General features: G+C 57.5%; 1 protein-coding gene. It reads right to left on the bottom strand.

Annotation, left to right across the window (positions count from 1 at the left end; translation table 11 throughout):
- Positions 1-24 precede the first annotated feature (24 nt).
- Positions 25-275 (bottom strand): EAL domain-containing protein (locus EOD29_RS31625; RefSeq protein ID WP_127248815.1); only part of this gene is annotated, 251 nt, incomplete at its 5' end.

The following is a 275-nucleotide window of genomic DNA, read 5'->3' as shown; positions in this document are numbered from 1 at the left end:
CCGAGCGCGAAAACCTCGCTCAGGCTATAGGGCTCCGGCACGGGTCTTGTCTTGGTTGAGCCGTTGTCCATGCTGCTCTAAAATGGCCGCGGCAACCGTTCGATCGACTGCTTTCGAAAACAGATAGCCTTGTCCGAGCTTGCAGCCCAGCTGGCTCAATTGAGCAGCTTGGGGTTCTGTTTCAATCCCTTCTGCGACGACCCGGATTCCAAGCTTGTGAGCTATTCCGATCAGGCCCTCGACAATGAAGGTCCCAGCATCGCCCGGCACCATGC

It is taken from the genome of Mesorhizobium sp. M1A.T.Ca.IN.004.03.1.1 (genome assembly GCF_003997555.1).
Lineage (GTDB): Bacteria > Pseudomonadota > Alphaproteobacteria > Rhizobiales > Rhizobiaceae > Mesorhizobium.
The sequence above is the reverse complement of the archived record's forward strand: the minus strand, read 5'-3'. Positions and strand labels throughout refer to the sequence as shown.